Origin of the sequence: Bradyrhizobium sp. IC3123 (assembly GCF_020193625.1) — a bacterium.
Taxonomy (GTDB): Bacteria; Pseudomonadota; Alphaproteobacteria; order Rhizobiales; family Xanthobacteraceae; genus Bradyrhizobium; species Bradyrhizobium yuanmingense.
In genome coordinates this window covers 14364-32108 of the sequence record NZ_JADYVF010000004.1, presented here as the reverse complement: position 1 = coordinate 32108, position 17745 = coordinate 14364, and the positions used below count along the sequence as shown (strand labels likewise).

General features: G+C 66.4%; 18 protein-coding genes. 12 read left to right on the top strand and 6 right to left on the bottom strand.

Going from position 1 to position 17745, the window contains the following annotated elements; genetic code table 11:
• Positions 1-219: 219 nt before the first annotated feature.
• The gene (locus tag I6F20_RS14415) at positions 220-1140 is read right to left on the bottom strand and encodes a LysR substrate-binding domain-containing protein (RefSeq protein ID WP_036009724.1); all 921 of its coding nucleotides are present in this window, start codon (positions 1138-1140) and stop codon (positions 220-222) included.
• A gap of 126 nt (positions 1141-1266) precedes the next feature.
• Between I6F20_RS14415 and I6F20_RS14410 the strand changes: the two genes are divergently transcribed.
• The 4 genes from I6F20_RS14410 (at position 1267) to mdlC (ending at position 6184) form a co-directional block, all read left to right on the top strand.
• Entirely contained in the window at positions 1267-2436 is a 1170-nt protein-coding gene (locus I6F20_RS14410; protein WP_225126691.1) for an acyl-CoA dehydrogenase family protein, read from the top strand.
• Positions 2437-2446: 10 nt separating this feature from the next.
• Positions 2447-3547 (top strand): CaiB/BaiF CoA transferase family protein, encoded by a 1101-nt coding sequence (locus I6F20_RS14405; RefSeq protein WP_225126690.1) that lies wholly within the window; start codon positions 2447-2449, stop codon positions 3545-3547.
• A gap of 14 nt (positions 3548-3561) precedes the next feature.
• On the top strand, positions 3562-4413 hold the full coding sequence (locus tag I6F20_RS14400) for an HTD2 family dehydratase (protein ID WP_225126689.1): 852 nt from the start codon (positions 3562-3564) through the stop codon (positions 4411-4413).
• Positions 4414-4561: 148 nt separating this feature from the next.
• Entirely contained in the window at positions 4562-6184 is a 1623-nt protein-coding gene (mdlC, locus tag I6F20_RS14395) for a benzoylformate decarboxylase (RefSeq protein ID WP_225126688.1), read from the top strand.
• A 96-nt stretch (positions 6185-6280) separates the two neighbouring features.
• Here mdlC and I6F20_RS14390 read toward each other — a convergent pair whose 3' ends face one another.
• Positions 6281-7057, bottom strand: a complete 777-nt coding sequence (locus I6F20_RS14390; RefSeq protein WP_225126687.1) for an SDR family NAD(P)-dependent oxidoreductase — start codon at positions 7055-7057, stop codon at positions 6281-6283.
• A 76-nt stretch (positions 7058-7133) separates the two neighbouring features.
• On the opposite strand from I6F20_RS14390, the gene I6F20_RS14385 reads away from it, so the two are divergent.
• Positions 7134-7592 carry a MarR family winged helix-turn-helix transcriptional regulator gene (locus tag I6F20_RS14385; protein WP_225126686.1) on the top strand — a complete coding sequence of 153 codons (459 nt, stop codon included), beginning with the start codon at positions 7134-7136 and terminating at the stop codon, positions 7590-7592.
• 163 nt (positions 7593-7755) lie between these two features.
• Here the strand turns inward: I6F20_RS14385 and I6F20_RS14380 are convergent, their stop codons facing one another.
• Both I6F20_RS14380 and trhA read right to left on the bottom strand, forming a co-directional pair.
• Positions 7756-8550, bottom strand: coding sequence for an SDR family oxidoreductase (locus I6F20_RS14380; protein WP_225126685.1), 795 nt, complete (start codon positions 8548-8550; stop codon positions 7756-7758).
• 44 nt (positions 8551-8594) lie between these two features.
• A complete protein-coding gene (gene trhA, locus I6F20_RS14375) occupies positions 8595-9290 on the bottom strand; it encodes a PAQR family membrane homeostasis protein TrhA (protein ID WP_036009743.1) in 696 nt (231 codons plus the stop codon).
• 185 nt (positions 9291-9475) lie between these two features.
• Here trhA and I6F20_RS14370 point away from each other — a divergent pair, with 185 nt between their 5' ends.
• Positions 9476-10945 carry a YcjX family GTP-binding protein gene (locus I6F20_RS14370; protein ID WP_036009746.1) on the top strand — a complete coding sequence of 490 codons (1470 nt, stop codon included), beginning with the start codon at positions 9476-9478 and terminating at the stop codon, positions 10943-10945.
• Positions 10942-11970 carry a YcjF family protein gene (locus I6F20_RS14365; RefSeq protein ID WP_036009749.1) on the top strand — a complete coding sequence of 343 codons (1029 nt, stop codon included), beginning with the start codon at positions 10942-10944 and terminating at the stop codon, positions 11968-11970. Before I6F20_RS14370 ends, I6F20_RS14365 begins: the two co-directional genes overlap by 4 nt.
• A 19-nt stretch (positions 11971-11989) precedes the next feature.
• Here the strand turns inward: I6F20_RS14365 and I6F20_RS14360 are convergent, their stop codons facing one another.
• Both I6F20_RS14360 and I6F20_RS14355 read right to left on the bottom strand, forming a co-directional pair.
• Complete coding sequence (locus tag I6F20_RS14360; RefSeq protein WP_225126684.1) at positions 11990-12805, bottom strand: DUF2927 domain-containing protein; 816 nt, start codon at positions 12803-12805, stop codon at positions 11990-11992.
• Positions 12806-12876: 71 nt separating this feature from the next.
• Entirely contained in the window at positions 12877-13455 is a 579-nt protein-coding gene (locus I6F20_RS14355; RefSeq protein ID WP_036009766.1) for a L,D-transpeptidase, read from the bottom strand.
• A gap of 259 nt (positions 13456-13714) precedes the next feature.
• On the opposite strand from I6F20_RS14355, the gene I6F20_RS14350 reads away from it, so the two are divergent.
• The 5 genes from I6F20_RS14350 (at position 13715) to greA (ending at position 17655) form a co-directional block, all read left to right on the top strand.
• Complete coding sequence (locus tag I6F20_RS14350; RefSeq protein WP_225113926.1) at positions 13715-15262, top strand: acetolactate synthase large subunit; 1548 nt, start codon at positions 13715-13717, stop codon at positions 15260-15262.
• A 38-nt stretch (positions 15263-15300) separates the two neighbouring features.
• Entirely contained in the window at positions 15301-15819 is a 519-nt protein-coding gene (locus I6F20_RS14345; RefSeq protein WP_036009755.1) for a hypothetical protein, read from the top strand.
• 175 nt (positions 15820-15994) lie between these two features.
• The gene (locus tag I6F20_RS14340; RefSeq protein WP_128266570.1) at positions 15995-16333 is read left to right on the top strand and encodes a hypothetical protein; all 339 of its coding nucleotides are present in this window, start codon (positions 15995-15997) and stop codon (positions 16331-16333) included.
• Between the two features lie 280 nt (positions 16334-16613).
• Positions 16614-17117, top strand: a complete 504-nt coding sequence (locus tag I6F20_RS14335) for a hypothetical protein (protein ID WP_225126683.1) — start codon at positions 16614-16616, stop codon at positions 17115-17117.
• 55 nt (positions 17118-17172) lie between these two features.
• Positions 17173-17655, top strand: coding sequence for a transcription elongation factor GreA (gene greA, locus I6F20_RS14330; protein ID WP_036009784.1), 483 nt, complete (start codon positions 17173-17175; stop codon positions 17653-17655).
• Positions 17656-17745 lie beyond the last annotated feature (90 nt).

Here is a 17745-nt window from a genome sequence, read left to right as displayed (position 1 = left end):
CCGTCATTGCGAGGAGCGAAGCGACGAAGCAATCCAGACTGTCACCGCGGAGGGATTTCTGGATTGCTTCGCTGCGCTCGCAATGACGGGGTCCTGGACACACCTGCTCGTCACGCCCGCACCGGCAGGCACGGCACTCCCCAGCTATAAAATTCCGGCATGACAGCTCGCGCCAGATGCGAAGGCACGACCGCGCGCGGCTGTTCTACGACACGCCATCTAACTCAACCTGATGTCCCACACGCCGTCCTTGCGGCAGGCGGCGACCTCCTCGCGCAGCAGCGCGGTGATGGCGAGCGAGGCCGTCGAGGCCGGGCGGTCGATTGGAGAGGCAAAGATGAGCTCGCGCGTCATCGGCTTGGATACGGGGGCGGTTTCCAGCCGCCCGTCCGCGACCTCGCCGTGGACCGAGGACGGCGGCAGCAGCGCGAAGCCGAGGCCCTCCTCGACCAGGCTCGTCAGCACGCGAAACGAATCCGCCTCCAGTTGGACGTCGAGCTTGATCTTGCGCTGGGCCGCGGCGTGCTCGATCAGCGCGCGGAGGCCGTGGGAATGAGAGGGCAGCACCAGGCGTTGCCGCAGCAGCCAGCCGATGTCGACGCTCTTCTTGCGCGCCAAGCCGCAGCCGCGCGGACCTACCGCGACGATGTTGTCGCGCCCCAGGCTCTGCACGTTGAGGTGCAGGTCGGCCGAGCGGCCGTAGAGGATGGCGAGATCCATCTCGCCGCGATGCAGCCATTCGACCAGATGCCCGCTGTAGCTCTCGACGATGCGCAGCGAGATGCCGGGAAATTTTTCGACACAGCGCCGTGCAAAGCGCGCCGACAGCACGCAACTCACGGTCGGAACCAGGCCGAGCACGACCTGGCCGGACGGCGGCCCCTTGGCCGACTGGATGTCGTCGCGGATCTGGTCGATCTGCCGCACGATGCCGGAGGTGCGTGCGAGCAGCAGGCGGCCGGCCTCGGTCAGCACCATGCCGCGGCCGTTGCGCGTGAAGAGTTCGGTGCGCAGCTCGTGTTCCAGGAGCTTGATCTGCCTGGAGAGCGCCGGCTGCGCCACGCGCAAGGTGTCGGAGGCCTTGGACAGGCTGCCGAGCTCCGCCACGCAACTGAAGGTCCTGAGCTGCCGGAAATCCATGCTTGCCAATCCTGGAAGGCTACTCCATACGCTATAACAAATGAGCATAGGGGGCGGGCATTGTTTTCACAACGCCCGTGGGTTGGCCGGCGTTATCTTTAACTGCCGCTGAGAATTGGAAACGCCATGAGTCAAGAACACCACGCCGAAGATTACGCCGACATCCGCGAGGCCGTAGCCAAGCTCTGCGCGCAGTTCCCCGGCGAATATTGGCGCAAGCTAGACCGCGAGATGGCCTACCCCAAGGCGTTCGTCGATGCGCTGACCGAGGCCGGCTATCTCTCGGTGCTGATCCCCGAGGAATATGGCGGCGCGGGCCTGAAGCTGTCGGCGGCCGCGGCGATCCTGGAAGAGATCCAGCGCGCGGGCTGCAACGGCGGCGGCTGCCATGCCCAGATGTACACGATGGGCACGGTGCTCAGGCACGGCAATGCCGAGCAGAAGGCAAAATACCTGCCGAAAATCGCGAGCGGCGAGTTGCGCCTGCAGGCGTTCGGCGTCACCGAGCCGACCAGCGGCACCGACACCTCCTCGCTGAAGACGTTAGCGCGCAAGGACGGCAACGACAGCTACATCGTCAACGGCCAGAAGATCTGGACCAGCCGCGCCGAGCATTCCGATCTGATGGTGCTGCTGGCGCGCACCACCCCGAAGGACCAGGTCAAGAAGCGCACCGACGGCCTGTCGGTGTTCATCGTCGACATGCGCGAGGCCAAGAACAACGGCCTCGAGATCCGCCCGATCCGCACCATGATGAACCACGCCACCACCGAAGTGTTCTTCACCGACATGAGGGTGCCGGCGGAGAACCTGATCGGCGAGGAAGGCAAGGGTTTTCGCTACATCCTCTCCGGCATGAATGCCGAGCGCATCCTGATCGCGGCCGAATGCGTCGGCGACGCCAAGTGGTTCATCGCGAAGGCGACGAATTACGCCAAGGAGCGCGCCGTGTTCGGTCGGCCGATCGGCCAGAATCAAGGCATCCAGTTTCCGATCGCCAAGGCCTATGCCTCGATGCGCGCGGCCGAACTGATGGTGAAGGAAGCCACGCGCAAATACGAGGCCGGGCTCGATTGCGGCGCGGAGGCCAACATGGCCAAGATGCTGGCGGCGGATGCGTCCTGGGAAGCGGCGAATGCCTGCATCCAGACCCATGGCGGGTTCGGCTTTGCCGAGGAATACGACGTCGAGCGCAAGTTCCGCGAGACGCGGCTTTACCAGGTGGCGCCGATCTCGACCAACCTCGTGCTGTCCTACGTCGCCGAGCACGTGCTCGGCATGCCGCGCTCGTACTGAGGCCACAGCCATGGGAGCACTTGACGGGATCAGGGTGATTGCGGTCGAGCAGGCGGTGGCGGCGCCGTTCTGCTCCTCGCGCCTGGCGGATGCCGGCGCGGAGGTGATCAAGATCGAGCGGCCCGAAGGCGATTTCGCCCGCGGCTATGACGCGGCGGCCAAGGGCCAGAGCAGCTATTTCGTCTGGCTCAACCGCGGCAAGCAATCGGTCGTGGTCGATCTCACCACGAAGGAAGGCCGCGCCGAGCTGGAGAAGCTGATCGCGAGCGCGGACGTGCTGATCCAGAACCTGAAACCCGGCTCGATGGACAAGCTCGGCTTCTCGCGCGAGCGGCTCCTGAAGGACTATCCCAGGCTGATTTCGTGCACGATCACCGGCTATGGCGACGAGGGCCCCTATGCTCATCGCAAGGCCTATGATCTCCTGATCCAGGCCGAGAGCGGCCTTGCCTCGATCACCGGCAATCCCGACGGCGCCTCGCGCGTCGGCATGTCGATCGTGGATGTTGCGACCGGCGCCACCGCGCATGCGGCGATTCTGGAAGCGCTGATCGCGCGCGGGCGCAGCGGCAAGGGCGCCGACATCCGCATCTCCATGTTCGACGTGATGGCGGACTGGTGCACCGTGCCGCTGCTCAATGCCGAAGCCGGCAATCCGCCCAAGCGCATGGGCCTGCGCCATCCCTCGATCGCACCCTACGGCGTGTTCACCTCCAAGGACGGCAAGGACATCCTGATTTCGATCCAGAGCGAGCGCGAGTGGAAGACGCTGTGCGCGAAGGTTCTGGATCAGCCGGACCTGCCGGCCGATCCCCGCGTCGCCAACATGGTCGAGCGCGTGCGCAACCGCGACTTCACCGACACGACGGTGGCCGACATCTTCGGCAGGATGACGCGCGACGAGCTGTTGAAGCGGCTGTCGGACGCCGACATCGCATTCGCCGAGGTCAACACCATGGCCGACCTCGCCAACCATCCGCATCTGCGCCGCATCGAGGTCGACACGCCGAACGGCCGCGTCAGCTATCCCGCGCCGGCGCCGATCATCGTCGGCGAGGCGCGCAGCTACGGCGCCGTGCCCGCCATCGGCGAGCGTCCCCAGTCCAAGTAAGAGAGCGAGGCGCCATGACCGAGAAGCTCGACATCGATCATCTCAGGCAATGGATCGGCCGCAGCCAGGAGGCCACGGACATCGTCACCGCGCAGCTCGTGAAGGGCCTGCGCGCGACGCTGTTCCAGGAGGTCGGCGAGCCCAAGGCGGGCGACGCTGCGCCGTTCACGGTGCATTGGTGCCTGGCGCAGCCGGTGTTTCCAATGTCGATGCTCGGTCCTGACGGCCACCCGACCCGCGGCGGCTTCCTGCCGCCGGTGCCGCTGCCGCGCCGGATGTGGGCCGGCGGCGAGATCGAGTTCTTGCAGCCCTTGCGCGTCGGCGATGAATCGACGCGGACTTCGCGCATTGCCGACGTGCAGGTGAAATCAGGATCGACCGGCACGCTGTGCTTCGTCTCGGTCGAGCATAGCATCTCCTCACCGCGGGGCACGGCGATCCGCGAGCGGCAGGACATCGTCTATCGCGAGATGACCGGCGGCGCGCCGGCTGGCGGCAAGGCGTCGCCTCCGCCGCCGCAGGCGCAGCATCGCGAAACGCATGTGTCCGATCCCGTGCTGCTGTTTCGCTATTCCGCGCTGACCTTCAACGGCCACCGCATCCACTACGACCGCGACTACGTCACTGAGGTCGAGGGCTATCCGGGCTTGATCTTCCACGGTCCACTACAGGCAGCGCTGATCGTCGAGATGGCGGCCAAGCTTCGTGGCGGCAAGGCGCCGAAGAAGTTTTCGTATCGCGGCGTGCAGCCGCTATTCGAAGGCACGGAGTTCTCGGTCAACGCCAACGAGACTGAGGCGGGCATGGAGCTGTGGACCGCGAACGCGGAGGGGCAGCCGACGATGAAGGGCACGGCGGTGTGGTGAGCCACCACTGTTTCTTCCCGTCATTGCGAGCGTAGCGAAGCAATCCAGAATCCCTCCGCGGAGATAATCTGGATTGCTTCGTCGCTTCGCTCCTCGCAATGACGGGGTGAGGCTGCTACCCTCAATCAACAACACGGGGACGGAACCAATGGCCAAGAACGGCAAGACTGGCACCAAGCCCGTCACCGTGAAGCAGGCGACGCTCAACCTTCTGCGCGCCTTCGGCATCGACAGGGTGTTCGGCAACCCTGGTTCGACCGAACTGCCGTTCCTGAGCGACTGGCCCGACGATATCGACTACGTGCTGGCGCTGCAGGAAGCTTCCGCCGTCGGCATGGCCGATGGCTATGCGCAGGCGACGCGCAATGCCGGCTTCGTCAATCTGCATTCGGCGGCCGGCGTCGGCAATGCGCTCGGCAACATCTACACCGCGCATCGCAACCAGACCCCGCTTGTGATCACCGCAGGCCAGCAGGCGCGCTCGATCCTGCCCTTACAGGCCTTCCTCTATGCCGAGCGCGCCTCCGAGTTTCCGCGGCCTTATGTGAAATACAGCGTCGAGCCGGCAAGGCCGGAGGACGTGCCCGCCGCGATCGCTCGGGCCTATTACACCGCGATGCAGCCGCCGTGCGGGCCGACCTTCGTGTCGATCCCGATCGACGACTGGGCCCATGCCTGCGCGCCGGTCGAGGCGCGGAAAGTGAGCCGCGAGATCGGCCCTGAGCTGGAGCCGATGAAGGCGCTGGTTGCGGCGCTCGCCTCAAGCAAACACCCTGCGCTCGTCGTTGGCCCCGGAATCGATCGCGCCGGTGCGGTGGAGCTGATGGTGCGCGTTGCCGAGAAGGCCAAGGCGAGCGTCTGGGTCAGTCCGTTCTCGGCACGCTGCTCGTTCCCCGAGCGGCATCCGCAATTCGCGGGCTTTCTGCATGCCTCGCCGGCGCAACTGTCCGACGCGCTGCGCGAGCACGATGTCGTCATCGTCATCGGCGCGCCGGTGTTCACCTTCCATGTCGAGGGCCATGCCGCGATCTTCGACCGCGGCGCGACCATCTTCCAGATCACGGATGACGCGGATGCCGCCGCGGTGACGCCATCAGGCACCAGCATCATCGCGACGATGGAGCCGGCGCTGAGCCTGCTGCTCGACCTGCTGCCGGAGAGCAAGCGCGCGGCGCCAAAAGGCCGCACGCTGCCGCCGGCGCCGCAGCCCGTCGATCCGCTGCCGGTCGAATTCCTGCTGCATTCGCTGTCGCAGGCAATGCCGGATGATGCATCACTTGTCGAGGAAGTGCCCTCGCACCGGCCGGCGATGCAAAAATTCCTGCCGATGCGCGGCCAGGACAGTTTCTACACCATGTCGAGCGGCGGCCTCGGCTATTCTCTGCCCGCCGCCGTCGGTATGGCGCTCGGCAAGCCGAAGCAGCGCACGGTGTGCCTGATCGGCGACGGCTCGGCGATGTATTCGATCCAGGCGCTCTGGACCGCCGTGCAGCGCAAGCTGCCGCTCACCGTCGTGGTCATCAACAATTCCGGCTACGGCGCGATGCGCTCGTTCAGCCAGGTGATGCAGGTGCGCAATGTACCGGGGCTGGAGCTGCCGGGGATCGATTTCGTGCGGCTTGCCGAAGGCATGGGCTGTCATGCGGTGCGGGTGACGAAGGCCGCGGAGCTGGGCGAAGCGCTGAAGCGCGGCATGGCGTATGCGGGCACGAGCCTCGTTGAGGTCGTCGTGGATTCCGCAGTGCCTGTGCTGTACGGGCAGAAGCATTGACCGTCTCGTAGCCCGGATGGAGCGCAGCGTCATCCGGGAATCCTGCCACAGGCGAGTCGGCCCTGGATTGCGCTGCGCTCCATCCAGGCTACGACATCACGACGCCAAAAAACCTCCGTCGGCCGCGAGCACATGCCCGACGACATACGACGACGCATCCGACGACAGCCACACCACGGCCTCGGCGACCTCCTCCGGGCTGCCCATCCGCCGCAGCGGCAGGCCTGCGCTGACCGTCGCCACATCGCCGACGCCGGCGCGCAGCATCATGTCTGTGACGACGCGGCCGGGCGCGATCGCATTGATGCGAATGCCGCGCGGCGCGTTCTCCATCGCCGCCGAGCGCGTCAGCGAGATCGCGGCGGCCTTTGAGGCCGAGTAGAGCGAAAAGCCTGGATTGGGATTGCGCACCCCGCTGACGGAGGTGTTGACGACGATGCTGCCGCGCCCCTGCGCCAGCATCGCCGGCAATTGATGGCGCAGGCAGAGGAACAGCGCGCGGACATTGGTGTCGAACACGCTGTCGTAGATCTCCGTGCCCTGCTCCTCCAGTGGCGCGCGGCGCTCCTGGAAGCCGGCATTGTTGAAGGCAACGTCGAGCCGGCCGCAGCGCCCGACGGCTGTGCCGACGAGGCGCGCGACCTCGTCTTCCTTCGTGATGTCGGTCTGAAGCGCGATCGCCTCCGTGCCGAGCTCGCGGCACGCGGCGGCGGTGGCCTCGATCTCGGCCTCGCGCCGGCCGGCGACGACGATCGCTTCCGCCCCTTCGGCCGCCATCCTCAGCGCCGTCGCACGCCCGATGCCGCTGCCGCCGCCCGTGACCAGGCAGACCTTGCCGCTCATCCGCTGACCGGTCGGCAAGGCTTCGCTCATGGTCTACTCCAAACACTTGCGCGCGCCGTTGCGCCCATATAGTTGTATGATACAACTATATGGGTCGAGTCAAGCCATGGCCGAGCTTTCGCTGATCGACGACATCCGCGCCGCCTCGCGCCTGATGGTGCGCGAGCTCGGTTTCATGGACGCCACGGTGGCGGCCTCGGGCTATCCCCCCTCGGCGGTCCACACCATCCTGGAGATCGGCATCCGCGGCCCCATGACGTCGGGCGAACTCGGCGATTTCCTGCGGCTGGAGAAATCCAGCGTCAGCCGTCTGGTGCGCAAGCTGATCGATTGCGGCGAGCTCAAGGAGACGCCGGACGAGGTGGATGCGCGCAGCAAGCTGCTGTCGCTGACGGCGAAGGGCCGGCGCACGCTGGAGGCCCTCCACGCGTTCGGCCGGCAGCAGGTCCGCGGCGCGCTGGCGGCGCTGACGCCGGCCGAGCAGCGCACGGTGTGCGAGGGCATGATGCTCTATGCGCAGGCGCTGCGCGCGAGCCGGGTGGGGGAGACGGTGGCGGTGGTGTGATGCGCGAGGTTGCTGAAGCTGCTTCTACACGCTCGGTGTCATCGCCCGCGAAGGCGGGCGATCCAGTACTCTGAGACGGTTGTGGTTGAGCCGACAGGGGCGGCATACTGGATGCCCCGCCTCCGCGGGGCATGACAGCGTCTAGCGTGGGAGCACCTAACGGTCACTTCCCGAACTCCTCCCGCATCTTCGCCTGGATCTTGGCCATGCCGCCGATCCAGCGGTCGTAATTCTCGGTCTTCTTGCGCATGTAGCCGAGCACTTGCGGGTGCGGCAGGATCAGGAACGTCTCCTGCTCGAGGCCGGCGAGCACGTCTTTCGCCACTTGCTCGGGCGTCAGGTCGCCGTCGCCGGATTGCGGGCCCTTGGGAATCGAGCGCAGCATGTTGGTGTCGACACCCTGCGGACACAGGATCGAGACCTTGATGTTGTGGGCCTTGTGCGAGATCGCGAGATTCTCGGCAAAACCGACCGCCGCGTGCTTCGTCGTCGAATAGGCCGGGCTGCCGACCTGCGACAGCAGGCCCGCGGCCGAGATGGTGTTGAGGAAATAGCCGCCGCCGCGCGCCCTCATCCGAGGGACGAGATGCCGCGCCGCATAGACATGCGCCATGACGTGGATCGCCCAGCTGCGCTGCCAAGGCTCGTCGGAAGCGCCACCGGCGTTCTCCGACATTGGATCGAAGCCGCCGCCGATGCCGGCGTTGGAACAGAACAGCGCGATCGGGCCGAACTGCCGCTCGGTCTCCTCGATGACGTGGACGATGTCCTTTTCCTGCGCGACGTCGCATTTGAACGCGGCGCCATCGACCATGGCCGCGACCGCTCGCGCATTGGCCGCGTCCATGTCCGCGACCACGACCTTGGCCGCACCCGCACTGTGAAAGGCCTCGCACAGCGCCTTGCCGATGCCGTTTGCGCCGCCCGTGACGACCACGACCTTGCCGGTCACCTGCATGCGACGTCTCCTCTCGTCTTCTTATACCGCTTCGCGGAAACTTCTCAGCTCAACACGAGGTCGAGCACCGCGGTATAATGGCATGCCGCGCCGGCCAAGACAAAGCCGTGCCAGATCGCATTCTGAAAGCGCAGCCGCCGCCAGGCGTGGAAGATCACGCCGAAGCTGTAGAGCAGGCCGCCGGCAAGAATGAAGCCCAGCACCAGCGTGGGCAACGCCCTGACCACGGCATCGTAGAGCATCATGCCGCTCCAGCCCATCGCGAGATAGATGCCGACCGAGACGCGGTCGAACCGGCCGGGATAGAGCAGCTTCAGCACGATGCCGAGGATTGCGACGCACCAGACGCCGGCCAGCAGCACCAACGCGAACACGCTGTCCTTCAGCTCCAGGATGAACGGCGTGTAGGTCGCGGCGATCAAGAGATAGATCGCGGAATGGTCGAAGCGGCGCAGCAGCCATTTGGCCGGCGAGACCGGCCAGAGATTATAGGTCGCCGACAGCACCAGCATCGAGAGCAGGCCGGCGACATAGACGGAGACGCCGACGATGTCGGTGGCGTCGGCATAGACCGCCGTCAGCACCACCAGCACCGTCGCGGCAATGATGCCCGCGAGCACGCCGATCCCGTGGACGATGCCGTCGGCGATCAGCTCGGCGCGATCGTAGTCCCAGCCGATCGCGTCGGCTGCGGCGTGGACGGAAGAGGATGCAAGCTGCTTCAACTGGAAGACGGTCATGGCAATCCGCAAAGGCTCGAGGCAATGCCCTCTAGATGGGTGTTTCAGGACCGGCGGGTCGTTCAAACGGCTGATTTGCCGAGAAAGGCGGTGGAAGTATGAAAGCTTGAATTTCTTCAGGCAATTGCCACTTTTGTGACTAATCCGTTTTGCGTATCCCTCGCCCGAGATCCCCTCACGTTCATATGGCATTCAGTTTCCAGGATATGGTCGAGGAAGCGCGGCTGTCGGCGCGGGCGCTGATCGACTATGGCGAGCACTTCTTCAACCCGACGGTGCGGCTTGGTGTCACCGGTCTGTCGCGCGCCGGTAAGACCGTATTCATCACCGCGCTGATCCATGGACTGACGCGTGGCGGCAGGTTTCCGGTGTTCGAGGCCTACGCCTCGGGCCGGATCGCGCGGGCGCACCTGGCGCCGCAGCCGGACGATGCCGTGCCGCGCTTTGCATATGAGAGCCATCTGCGCGCGCTGATCGAGGAACGGCGCTGGCCGAGCTCGACCGTGGACATCAGCGAGCTCAGGCTCGTGATCGACTACCAGCGCCCGAACGGCGCCGACCGCACGCTGACGCTCGACATCGTCGACTATCCCGGCGAATGGCTGCTGGACCTGCCGCTGCTCCACAAGAGCTACGAGCAATGGTCGGCGGAGAGCCTGGCGCTGTCGCGCGAGGCGCCGCGCGCGCATCTCGCGGCCGAGTGGCACAGTCATCTCGCGACGCTCAAGCCCGAAGCGCGCGAGGACGAGCAGGCGACGCTGACGGCCGCAAAGCTCTTCACCGACTATCTGCGCGCCTGCCGCGACGAGCGGTTTGCGATGAGCCTGTTGCCGCCCGGTCGCTTCCTGATGCCCGGCAATCTCGCCGATACGCCGGCGCTGACCTTTGCGCCGCTGGACGTGCCTGCTGGCGGGCAGGCGGGCGAGGGATCGCTGTGGGCGATGATGGTGCGGCGCTTCGAAGCCTACAAGGACGTCGTGGTGCGGCCGTTCTTCCGCGATCATTTCGCGCGGCTCGACCGTCAGATCGTGCTGGCCGATGCGCTCGCCGCGTTCAACTCCGGCCCCGAGGCGCTGCACGATCTCGAAGCCGCGCTCGCCGGCATTCTCGACTGCTTCAACACCGGCCGCAGCACGATCCTCTCCAGCCTGTTCCGGCCGCGCATCGACCGCATCCTGTTCGCGGCGACCAAGGCGGATCATCTGCATCATTCCAGCCACGACCGGCTCGAGGCGGTGCTGCGCCGCGCCGTCTCGCGCGCGGTCGCGCGCGCGGAAAACACCGGCGCGGCGATCGACGTCGTCGCGCTCGCCGCCGTGCGCGCCACGCGCGAAGCGCAGGTGGCGCACGGCCGCGACAAGTTGCCGTCGATCCTGGGAACACCTGCCGCGGGCGAAAGCGCCGGCGGCGAGTTCTTCGACGGCAACACCGAGGTTGCGACCTTTCCGGGCGATCTGCCGCTCGATCCCGAGCCGCTGTTCAATGGGACGGATGCGTTCCGCGGGCTCGCGTCGGAGGCGGCCGGGAACAGCGATTTCCGCTTCCTGCGCTTCCGCCCGCCGAAGCTCGAACGCGAGGGTGCCGACGAGCCGACGCTGCCACACATCCGCCTCGACCGTGCCTTGCAGTTCCTGATCGGAGACAAGCTCGCATGAACGACCGATCGAAGCCCCGGCGGCCGGCGACGTTCCGGCTCGATGATCCCGGCGTCGTCGTCGCCGAGGCCGACGAGACCGGCCGTCTCGGTCGCGCCACCATCCAGATCACGCCGGAGCCCGACCCGGCGATGCTGCCGGTGCCGGTGCAAGCCGCAGTCCCGGCGCGGCGCGGCTTTCCCTGGGGCACTCTGTTCTGGTCGGGGCTCGCCGGATTGACGCTGCTCGGCACCGGGCTCGGCGTGGTGCATCTGATCGAGGATCTGTTCGCGCGCAACGAGACGCTCGGTTTCGTCGGGCTTGCCTTCGCCGCCGTCACCGCGCTGGCGCTTGCCGTGGTGATCGGACGCGAGGCGTTCGGCCTCGCGCGGCTTGCGACCATCGAGAAGTTGCATCAACGCGCAGCTTCCGTGCTGGCCAGCGACGATCGCAAGGAGAGCCGCGTCATCGTCCAGGACCTGCTCAAGATCGCGCACCAGAATCCGCAGCTGGCGCGCGCCCGCGCGACGCTGGAGAGCCACGCCGGCGAGATCATCGACGGCGCCGACATGATCCGCCTCGCCGAGCGCGAGCTGATGTCGCCGCTGGACGCCGAGGCGCGGCGGCTGGTGTCGTCGGCGGCGCAAAAGGTCTCGATCGTGACGGCGGTGAGCCCGCGCGCCGCCATCGACGTGCTGTTCGTGTTCGTGGCGGCGCTGCGCCTGATCCGCCAGCTCGCTTATCTCTATGGCGGCCGCCCAGGCGCGCTCGGCATGATCCGCCTGCTTCGCCACGTCATCGCCCATCTCGCCATCACCGGCGGCATGGCCGCGAGCGACAGCCTGGTGCAGCAGATGCTCGGCCACGGCATCGCGGCGAAGCTGTCGCAGCGCCTGGGTGAAGGCGTGCTGAACGGGCTGCTGACCGCGCGACTGGGATTGGCCGCGATCGATGTGACGCGGCCGCTGCCGTTCGCGGCCCTGCCGCCGCCGAAGCTGTCGGATCTGGCGACGGATCTGCTGCGGAAGAAGGACGCCGACGAGTAGATCGCTCCCTTGGACCGCCTCACTCCTTCAGATTATTCGCCCGCTTCACCCAGGCGCGCACGTCCTTGAGGACGGCGGGAAGCACGGTCTTGACCTCCGCCACGGTCATGCCCGGCTTGATGCGGGGATCGTACAGAAGGTTGAGGATGTACTGGTCGTAGACGTCGAAATAGCCCATCGAGACGTTGTCGTTGAACATGGTCCAGGGCACGCTCGTGGTGTCGTTGATCGGCCCGAGCGATTGCAGCAGCTCCTCATAGGCGCAATCGAGGAAGGTGAAATCGCCGTTGTCGACGGTGAGGATGACGTCGGAATGCTCGATCTCGAAATTGTCGTTCTTGCGGAAGCCGGACAGGCATTGCGGATCGAGCGAGGAGCGGATCTCGCGCGCCTTCTCGGCGCCGTAGAAGCTCGAGATGGTGCGGAAGAGATCGCGGTCGCGCACCAGCTTCACGCGCACATTCGCCGCCTCGTTGGTGTCGATCATGGCGATGTCGAGATGCTGCACGCGCTTGCCGATGTCGGCCACGACCTTGGCGAGCTGCGTCTTGCGATCCTCGCGGTCGCTCTCGGCGTAGACGCGTACCGGCCCGTCGAACTTGCGGATGCGGTCGACGCGGCCGGCAAGATGGTATTCGGCGCCGAATGCCGTCTTCAGGAAGCCTTCAATGATCTCGCCGTCGGTGAAGCTCTTCTTCTCGGCGCGCTGGCGCGAGGACACCGCGGGCAGCTCGCCGGCGGCAGCCATGGGTGCGATGTCAGGCGCGCAGGCGAGCGTCGCGAGGGCCAGCAGGGCGAAGCGAAAGCCGGGCGAGGGCGGGACGAATGCGCTCATCGTGCTGTGACGCTGCCGCATTCGCCCCGCGTGCACAAGAGCGCAAATTCACGCGCCGCGCGGGTTCCTGGTCAGTTGTTCAGCACCACCACCGGGGTGCCGATCGAGACGCGGCTATAGAGGTCGGTGACGTCGTCGTTGGTCATGCGGAAGCAGCCCGAGGAAACGGCCTGACCGATCGTCTCCGGCTCGTTGGAGCCGTGGATGCGGTACAGCGTCGAGCCCAGATACATGGCGCGGGCGCCGAGCGGGTTGTCGATGCCGCCCTTCATGTGGCGCGGCAGGTCCGGCCGGCGCGCCAGCATCTGCGAGGGCGGCGTCCAGTCCGGCCATTCCCTCTTGGCGGTGATCCTGTGCACCCCGGCCCAGCGGAAGCCGTCGCGGCCGACGCCGATGCCGTAGCGCAGCGCCTGCCCGTTCCCGAGCACCAAATAGAGCCGCCGCTCGGCGGTGTTCACCACGACGGTGCCCGGGGCGTAGCTGCCGTTATACATGACGGTGGTGCGGGGAATCGGGCTCGCGCCGCCGCGGCCGATATAGCTGGTGGAACTGGTGCCCGTGAAGTCTATCATCCCCGTCGCGGACGCGTCGGCTGCGCCAGCCAGCAGCAGCGCCATTGCGGCCATCGGTGCGGCAAAAAACCGGATCATCATCTCCCCCAGAAAAAAATCGATTCAACCGGACCCAGAGGCCATATTTGCGCGCGTTTCGCAAGCCACGGGCCCGTGAGGGTCGCATCGTTAACGACTGGCGTTACCAAATCGCAACTGCGCCAATTTGCTGGAAAGCGTTAGCCAAATCCGCGTCTCACCACGCGGGGCAGGGCCGCAATGCCCGCTATTGCTTTGACGCGCCGCGCGAACAATGATTGACCGAACGGATCACTGGCAGGTTGCGGGAGCAGACAGAATGAACGGTGCGGAAAGCCTGGTGCGGACGATGGTCAAGGGCGGGGTGGACGTCTGCTTCACCAACCCCGGCACCTCCGAGATGCATTTCGTCGCGGCGCTCGACCGTGTCCCCGGCATGCGATGCGTGCTCGGCCTGTTCGAAGGCGTGGTGACGGGCGCGGCCGACGGCTATTTCCGCATGAAGGGCACGCCGGCCTCGACCCTGCTGCATCTCGGCCCCGGCCTCGCCAACGGCCTTGCCAATCTGCACAATGCCAAGAAGGCCAATTCCGGCATCGTCAACATCGTCGGCCAGCACGCCGTCTACCACATCGGCTACAACGCGCCGCTGACCTCCGACATCGAGGGCCTGGCCCGGCCGATGTCGTCCTGGGTCCGCACCTCGCCGGATGCCAAATCGGTCGCCGCGGACGGCGCCGCCGCCATTGCCGCCGCCAAAAGCGCGCCGCCGCAGATCGCGACCCTGATCCTGCCCGCCGACACCGCCTGGAACGAGGCCGACGGCATCGCCGAGGTTCCGGCCGAGCAGCAGCGCGCCGGCTATTCGCCGCAGGCGGTCGAGCAGGCCGCAAAGATCCTGCATGGCGACGGCGAAGGCACGCTGCTCCTGATGACCGGCAGCGCGCTGAGCGCGCAGGGTCTGGCGCTGGCCGAGCGCATCGCCGGCAAGACCGGCTGCACCGTGATGGGCCCGACCTTCCGTCCGAAGATGGCGCGCGGCCGTGGCCGTTTCTCGATCGACCGCATCCACTACGTCATCGATCAAGCCCTGCCGATGCTGGCGAAATTCCGTCACATCGTGCTGGTCGAGTCCGACGACCCCGTGGCGTTCTTCGCCTATCCGAACAAGCCGAGCATGCTCAAGCCGCAGGGCTGCGAGGTGCATCGCATGACCTCCTGGGGCGAGAATTCGGTCGCCGCGCTCGAGGCACTCGCCGGCGCCGTGAAGGCCAGCACCAGGGACGTCAAGCCGCAGGCTCTGGCTGAGCTGGTCAAGCCGACCGGCGCGCTCACCTTCGCCTCGATCGCGCAGGCCATTGCCTGTGCGATCCCCGAGAACGCGATCATGGTCGACGAATCCCTCACCACCGGCCGCGGCTTCTTCCCGCCGACGGCAGCGGCCGCCCCGCACGACTGGCTGCAGAACATGGGCGGCTCGATCGGCTTCTCGACGCCGCTGTCGATCGGTGCCGCGATCGCCTGCCCGGACCGCAAGGTGATCACCATGGTCGGCGACGGCAGCGCGATGTACACGATCCAGTCGCTGTGGACCCAGGCACGCGAGAACCTTGACATCGTCACCATCGTGTTCGCCAACCGCATCTACCAGATCCTGCGCGGCGAGTTCGACAATGTCGGCGCCGGCGAGCCCGGCCAGCGCGCCAATGACATGCTCCGCCTCGACCGCCCGACCCTGGACTTCGTGGCGCTGGCCAAGGGCATGGGCGTTCCCGGCCGCGCCGTCACCAACGCCGACGAGTTCAACAAGGCGCTGGCAGAGGCCGTCGCCGAGCCCGGCCCGCGCCTGATCGAAGTTCAGATGTAGGACTGCAGCAGACAGAGCGCCGTGAGCCCGGAGGCACGATGCAGACCGAGCTGAATAAGGTGATCGCGGCTGTCAGGGACTTCTACGCCCACGAGGGCTTCCTGTTCGAGAAGGACGTCGGCGAGCGGGCGGTCACGCACCGTTTCGCCGTGCATCTGGAGAAGCAGTTCTCGGGCTGGTCGGTCGACTGCAACTACGACCGGCTCGGCGAGCGCACGCTGCATCTGCCGCACGGCACCATCATCTCGACCGACGACCATCTCGGTAAGTCGATCTACCCCGATGTCGTCGTGCATCAGCGCGAGATCCCGAACAATCTGCTCGCCGTGGAGATCCGCAAGGCGAGCAACCACACGCCGCTCGATCACGACCAGCACAAGCTGCGGGCGCTGACCGACGTCCATGTCTGGTTTCCCTATTGGATCGGCCTGCTCCTGGTGCTGGACAGGCAACATGTGACGATGTCGGAGGTCTATGTCAGCGGTGCCGTCGACGAGCCGCTGTCACGCTGGTTCGCCTCGCGACTGGAGGAGACCGGCCGCGCAGCTCGCGCATAGCCGAGCGCGCCATTGCGAACCTGCGCACGCTGCGAGGTCGTGAGGCAGACCACGCCGGGAGTGTGACCCCCACCACAGTTCCGGCGTGCGATCGGGCCTATCGTGGGCGGACTTGCACGCGTCGATGCCGGAGGCCTACGCTGGCTCATTCGGATCAGGTATTTTGGAGGTTCTGATGCAGAAATCATATTTGCTGGCTGCGACGGCAGCGCTGATGCTCATGATGCAATCGCCGCTCGCGCTGGCGCAGGGCGCGCCGGCCGCGGGCGGAACCGCTGCGCCTGCCGCGACAAGCACTGCGCCGGCTGCGACGACCACAGCGCCAAGCGCGACCACCGACACGTCCAGCCAGCCCACTGACGGCAAGAAGAGCGCGTCGAAGAAGCCGGCGAAGAAGAAGATGACCCGCCAGCAGGAGATCGATCATTCGGTCGACACCGGCACCGTGCCGGCGCGCTATCGCAGCTCGGTGCCCAAGCGGTACCACCAATACATTCCGTTCGCTAAGCAGTAACGGATCGCACGCTATCGCCTATGACTTGTGGCGCGGCCGGCGCGCACGCCTCGTCCTTCGAGACGGCGCTTACGCGCCTCCTCACAGGATGAGGCTCTGCGGCACCAGCGCTCGTTGAAGCTGCTGCCGCGCACTCGGACCTCATCCCGAGGAGCCCGCCAAAGCGGGCGTCTCGAAGGATGGCCGCAAGGGAAGAGCTCCCATGTGCGATAGCCCTGCCACATCGCCGGTGGCGGTCTGCGCGAGCGGTGCTAGAGTAGGCCGAAGCCCGGGGGGAATGATGAGCGATGAGGTGAAGGATGCCGGCCTTGTGGCCATGATCAGCAGCATCCTGGGAGGCAACAAGCGCGCAGACCCTGCTGCACCGCCTCCGCTCGCCGAGGTCCCGCCGATCGTGCCGGCGGATCCCATGGAGCCGGCCGCGACGTCCAGGTCCGAGTCCACGTCCGAGTCCAGGTCCGATGCGGCCGAAGCCGAGAGCGCGCCCGATGCCGCAGCGGCGGCCGCCGAGCCGGCCGAGCCGCCCGCGCAAATCGCAACCACGCGGGACGGCAAGCGGCTGCTGCCGGCGGAGGCGATCGCCGATCTCGTGCTCGGCGAGCTGCGCAAGCTGGACAACTTCCCGAGTTCCGGCGTCTCGGTCACGGTCTACGGTTACCGGCACTGGAACGCGATGCTCACTTTCGCGCCGTTCTCCACCAGTTTCCAGAACGCAATCCGGTTCCGCCAGGCCGTGCCGGACCTCGTCTTCAAGCTCCGCCGTTTCGTCGAACTTGAGATATAATCTCGGTCGTCGGCGCCATGGCGTCGCAAGCGAAACAGTTCGACAGGATCTTCAATTGAGCGTCGCCTTCACCAAGGAAGAGAGCGCCGAAACCGCGTCCGAGACGCTGTTGCCGGACCGCCCGATCTCGCCGCATCCGAACCTCGTGACGGAAGCAGGCTTCAACGCATTGCAGGCGCAGCTCGCCGAAGCGCGGGCGGCCTATGAAGCCGCGCAAGCCATCGAGGACGTCAACGAGAAGCGCCGGCAGTCCGCCGTGCCCCTGCGCGATCTCCGCTATCTCACGGAACGCTTGCGCACGGCGCAGGTGATGCCCGATCCTGTCGCGACCGAAATCGTTGCGTTCGGCAGCACCGTGAGCTTCAGCCGCGCTGACGGCCGCGTCCAGACCTACCGCATCGTCGGCGAGGACGAAGCCGATCCCAAGGCCGGCTCGATCTCGTTCGTCGCGCCCGTCGCGAGGTCGCTGATGGGCAAGGCGGTCGGCGACGTCGTCGGTTCAGGTGCGCAGGAGATCGAGATCCTGTCGATTGCGTAGGGGTGCGCAAGCCGAGGTGAGTTGCGTGGCAAAGAGCGCCATCGACAGCCTCAATCCCATTCGCCTAAAGCAGATCCGGAACAGCGCGAG

What these genes read in the sequence shown, in the direction of transcription:
- I6F20_RS14350 (WP_225113926.1), top strand. Translation starts at nt 13,715, where the DNA reads ATGAACGGTGCGGAAAGCCTGGTGCGGACGATGGTCAAGGGCGGGGTG.
- I6F20_RS14390 (WP_225126687.1), bottom strand. Translation starts at nt 7,057, where the DNA reads ATGAGCGAAGCCTTGCCGACCGGTCAGCGGATGAGCGGCAAGGTCTGC.
- I6F20_RS14385 (WP_225126686.1), top strand. Translation starts at nt 7,134, where the DNA reads ATGGCCGAGCTTTCGCTGATCGACGACATCCGCGCCGCCTCGCGCCTG.
- I6F20_RS14365 (WP_036009749.1), top strand. Translation starts at nt 10,942, where the DNA reads ATGAACGACCGATCGAAGCCCCGGCGGCCGGCGACGTTCCGGCTCGAT.
- I6F20_RS14335 (WP_225126683.1), top strand. Translation starts at nt 16,614, where the DNA reads ATGAGCGATGAGGTGAAGGATGCCGGCCTTGTGGCCATGATCAGCAGC.
- I6F20_RS14400 (WP_225126689.1), top strand. Translation starts at nt 3,562, where the DNA reads ATGACCGAGAAGCTCGACATCGATCATCTCAGGCAATGGATCGGCCGC.
- I6F20_RS14360 (WP_225126684.1), bottom strand. Translation starts at nt 12,805, where the DNA reads ATGAGCGCATTCGTCCCGCCCTCGCCCGGCTTTCGCTTCGCCCTGCTG.
- I6F20_RS14340 (WP_128266570.1), top strand. Translation starts at nt 15,995, where the DNA reads ATGCAGAAATCATATTTGCTGGCTGCGACGGCAGCGCTGATGCTCATG.
- I6F20_RS14345 (WP_036009755.1), top strand. Translation starts at nt 15,301, where the DNA reads ATGCAGACCGAGCTGAATAAGGTGATCGCGGCTGTCAGGGACTTCTAC.
- I6F20_RS14415 (WP_036009724.1), bottom strand. Translation starts at nt 1,140, where the DNA reads ATGGATTTCCGGCAGCTCAGGACCTTCAGTTGCGTGGCGGAGCTCGGC.
- I6F20_RS14380 (WP_225126685.1), bottom strand. Translation starts at nt 8,550, where the DNA reads ATGCAGGTGACCGGCAAGGTCGTGGTCGTCACGGGCGGCGCAAACGGC.
- I6F20_RS14370 (WP_036009746.1), top strand. Translation starts at nt 9,476, where the DNA reads ATGGCATTCAGTTTCCAGGATATGGTCGAGGAAGCGCGGCTGTCGGCG.
- I6F20_RS14410 (WP_225126691.1), top strand. Translation starts at nt 1,267, where the DNA reads ATGAGTCAAGAACACCACGCCGAAGATTACGCCGACATCCGCGAGGCC.
- I6F20_RS14405 (WP_225126690.1), top strand. Translation starts at nt 2,447, where the DNA reads ATGGGAGCACTTGACGGGATCAGGGTGATTGCGGTCGAGCAGGCGGTG.
- mdlC (WP_225126688.1), top strand. Translation starts at nt 4,562, where the DNA reads ATGGCCAAGAACGGCAAGACTGGCACCAAGCCCGTCACCGTGAAGCAG.
- I6F20_RS14355 (WP_036009766.1), bottom strand. Translation starts at nt 13,455, where the DNA reads ATGATCCGGTTTTTTGCCGCACCGATGGCCGCAATGGCGCTGCTGCTG.
- trhA (WP_036009743.1), bottom strand. Translation starts at nt 9,290, where the DNA reads ATGACCGTCTTCCAGTTGAAGCAGCTTGCATCCTCTTCCGTCCACGCC.